The organism is Inquilinus sp. (assembly GCF_057815775.1).
On the sequence record NZ_JBYRFX010001057.1, the window covers coordinates 1 to 3,315 of the forward strand.

Sequence of the window (3,315 nt, forward strand, 5' to 3'; positions counted from 1 at the left end):
GCACCAATATTATCGGTAAATCTAAATTGATCTGGTTTCGAAAATCAATGCGAAACTCAAAATGAGTTCTGCTGAAGATTTCGGTGGCCTCGTCCCGGGACGGATCTATATCCGTCGTTTCCGTATCCATGAAGGTGCCGAGCGGTCGGGCTCGGCCGACGCCGGAATGGCCACCGCCGATGCCTCCCTGCCCAGCCAGCGCTGGCGCAGGGATTCCCGCACCAGCATGCCGACGGCGGGGGAGTGCGGCCGGCCCCGGACCGTGACCAGCGAGACATCGCGCCAGAACTCCGGCTCGACGCATCGGCGCGCCACGACGCCGGGATGGGTGATGGAGTATTCCGGGATGAAGCCGAAGCCCAGGCCGGCGGCGATCATCGCCAGCACCCAGTCGTCCCGCTCGCTGCCGTAGATCATCGGGCATTGCGCGTTCTGCGCCGTGAACACCGCGCTGGCATATTGGTAGATCTCGCAGTTGCGTCGGTTGACGTAGTTCTCGCCGTCCAGATCGTGGACGCGGATCTCCTGGCGATCGGCCAGGCGATGGCCCGCGGCCAGCGCGATCATGAAGGCCTCCCGAAACAGCTCGATGTAGTGCAGCCGGTCGTTCGGCTCCTCCCCGGGGATGCAGTAGATCGCCGCCTGCAGCTCGCCCGCCAGCAGCTTCTCCTCCAGCGTCTGGGCGCTGTCGTCGAGCATCAGCAGCTCGACTGCCGGATGCTTGCGCCGCACCGTGTCGATCAGGTCGAGGACGAGGGTCGGTGCGATCGTGCACATGATGCCCAGGCGCAACTGCTGCCGCCGGCCCGCCGCCAGTTCCAGCGCCGTCTTCTTCGCCGCCTGGCTCTGTTCATGGACCTGCTGCAGATAGGGCCGCATCAGGCGGCCGAGATCCGACAGGTGGGTGTTCGCGCGCTCGCGATGGAACAGCAGGCCGCCGAACTCTTCCTCCAGCAGCTTGATCGCCCGGGTCAGCGACGGTTGCGCCACGTGGCAGATCTCCGCCGCCCGGGTAAAATTCCGGTGCTCGCACACGGCGAGAAAGTATCGGATCTGGTGCATTTCCATGGCGGCCCTCGACACGCTGGTCGGGGACCAGTTCGGTCGAATAGCCGCGATGGGTAACGCCTGCGTCCCTTCGCCCCACCGGGCGAGGGGACGAGATCAGCCCCGCAGGCGCCGGACCCAGCGGAACAGCAGGTGATCGAGCGAGATCGGGCCGGGGCCGCGGATCACGATCGCCGCCAGCAGGAACAGCCAATAGAAATGCTCGGTGTTGTCATAGGCCGGGTCGGCGGCGCCCAGCACGAACTGGATCACCAGGGTCATGCCGATCAGCGGCAGCGCCGCCAGCCGCGTCATCAGCCCGGCGACCAGCAGCACCGGCATGCCCAGCTCGAAGGTCGTGCCCAGCAGCGCCGCCACCGGGGCGGGCAGCAGCGGCACCCGGTATTCCTCCTGGAACAGCAGGATGGTGGTGTCCCAATCCGCGATCTTGGTCAGGCCGGAGTTGAAGAACACCCGCGCCATCCACAGCCGCATCGCCAGCTGAAGCAGGGGGGCGGCCCAGATTTCGAGCCAGCCGATGACGCGGCGGGCGACCATCGTGATCCGTGCGACGAGCCCCATGGTGCCGGGCGGGGTCGGGGTGGTCGCGACCATGCGCGTTTCCATCAGGCGGGGCGAAGCGAGAAGCCGCGGAAGGTGCCGCGTTCGAACTGGGCGGCGAGCAGGGCCTGCAGGTCGAAGCCGGGCTCGGCCGCCGCGGCTGCGGCCAGCGCGACGTCGAGTGGCATGCCGGTGCGGACCATGCGCAGGAACGCGGCCTCGCCGGCGTCCAGGGCCGCCATTTCCAGCGTGTCGCCGCTCCACAGCACCAGCACGATGCCGGTGCCGATCGGCGCGTCGGTCCCGGACCAGAGCGCCAGCAGCGGGTGTGGCGAGGCGACCAGGCGGACGGACGGATGCAGCTCGAAGGTGACGTCCGGCCCGCGTTCCGGCGGTACCGATGCCAGGCGTTCCGGCTGTAGCGGTGCCGCCGTCTCGGCGAAACAGGCCTCGACCCTGGCCCATTCCAGCCGGGCGAGGTCGGGCAGCGCCGCGTCGGCCGGGTCCGGTAGCACCTGGGTCAGGAAGGCCGGGAAGGCCGCGCCATAGGCCAGCAGCTGCGGCCGCTGCGGCGGCGTCGTCTCGATGAAAGCTCGCGCCAGCACCGGGAAGCGGTCGTCGCCCAGTCGCTGGGCGGTGACCGGAAAGGCGGCCGCCAGGGCCTCGGTCAGCGAGATCAGCAGATTGTGCCGGTGGATCGACAGGCGCCGGTCCGCCGGCACCCGGTCGCCGACGACCATGACGCTGGCAGCCACGGGGTCGCCCTGCAGCACGGCGTCGCGGAATGCGGCCTGGATGTCACGCAGCATGACGGCCTGTCCGCACGGCCTGCAGCAGCCGGTCGGCCTTTGCGGCTTCGGCCAGCAGCACCGGCAATTCCGGGATTGCCGTGTCCCACTCCGCCAGCACCGGCAGCGGGCCGGTGCGCCGCAGCGCCGACCGCAGCAGGGCCCAGACCGCATCGGCCACCGGCGATCCGTGGTCGTCGATCAGCATGGTCTGGTCGTCGAACCGGGCGATGGTGTGGCCGGCGACATGGATCTCTTGCACCGCCGCCCAGGGCAGGCCCTCGAGATAGCGGTCGGGGTCGAAGCCGGTGTTGAAACCGGAGACGTGGATGTTGTTGACGTCGAGTAGCAGGCCGCAGCCGGTGCGGTCGACGATCGCGCGCAGGAAGTCCCATTCCGGCATCGTCGTCTCGGCGAAGCTGAGATAGCTGGACGGGTTCTCGATCAGCAGCTGCCGGCCGAACGCGTCCTGGGCCTGGTCGACATTGCGGCACAGCACCGCCAGGGCCTCATCGGTGAAGGGCAGCGGCAGCAGGTCGTTCAGATAGATGCCATCCGTCACACTCCAGGCCACATGTTCGGAGACGAGGCCGGGGACGAAGCGGTCGAACAGGCGGCGCAGCGCCGTGAGGTGCTGCCGGTCCAGCCCTTCGGCCGAGCCCAGCGACAGGCCGACGCCGTGGCAGCTGAGCGGAAAGTCCCGCCGGATCCGCTCCAGCGCGGCCAGGCGCGGCCCGCCGTCGGACAGGTAGTTCTCGCTGTGGATCTCGATCCAGCCGATCTCGGGCGGCGCACGCAGGAAATCCACCACGTGGCGGTGGCGCAGACCGATACCTGCCCGTGCAGGTATCGGCGCCGCCACCGCATTCGCACCAGGGGACGAGGGGCTCATGCGGTCGGACCTCGGGCTGGGGAAGCC

4 protein-coding genes are annotated in these 3,315 nt (G+C 68.7%); all 4 read right to left on the bottom strand.

Annotated features, from left to right (window positions below):
• Positions 1–105: 105 nt before the first annotated feature.
• Entirely contained in the window at positions 106–1,068 is a 963-nt protein-coding gene (locus tag AC3XYG_RS37685) for a LysR family transcriptional regulator (protein ID WP_489145032.1), read from the bottom strand.
• Positions 1,069–1,164: 96 nt separating this feature from the next.
• Positions 1,165–1,662, bottom strand: a complete 498-nt coding sequence (locus tag AC3XYG_RS37690; protein ID WP_489145033.1) for a DoxX family protein — start codon at positions 1,660–1,662, stop codon at positions 1,165–1,167.
• Between the two features lie 11 nt (positions 1,663–1,673).
• Positions 1,674–2,417, bottom strand: coding sequence for an HvfC/BufC family peptide modification chaperone (locus AC3XYG_RS37695; RefSeq protein ID WP_489145034.1), 744 nt, complete (start codon positions 2,415–2,417; stop codon positions 1,674–1,676).
• Positions 2,407–3,315, bottom strand: a 909-nt coding sequence (gene bufB / locus AC3XYG_RS37700; protein WP_489145035.1) for an MNIO family bufferin maturase, incomplete at its 5' end; no start/stop codon positions are given. The genes bufB and AC3XYG_RS37695, both read right to left, overlap by 11 nt.

Coding starts and splice junctions, on each gene's coding strand:
- AC3XYG_RS37695 (WP_489145034.1), bottom strand. CDS start 2,417: ATGCTGCGTGACATCCAGGCCGCATTCCGCGACGCCGTGCTGCAGGGC.
- AC3XYG_RS37685 (WP_489145032.1), bottom strand. CDS start 1,068: ATGGAAATGCACCAGATCCGATACTTTCTCGCCGTGTGCGAGCACCGG.
- AC3XYG_RS37690 (WP_489145033.1), bottom strand. CDS start 1,662: ATGGTCGCGACCACCCCGACCCCGCCCGGCACCATGGGGCTCGTCGCA.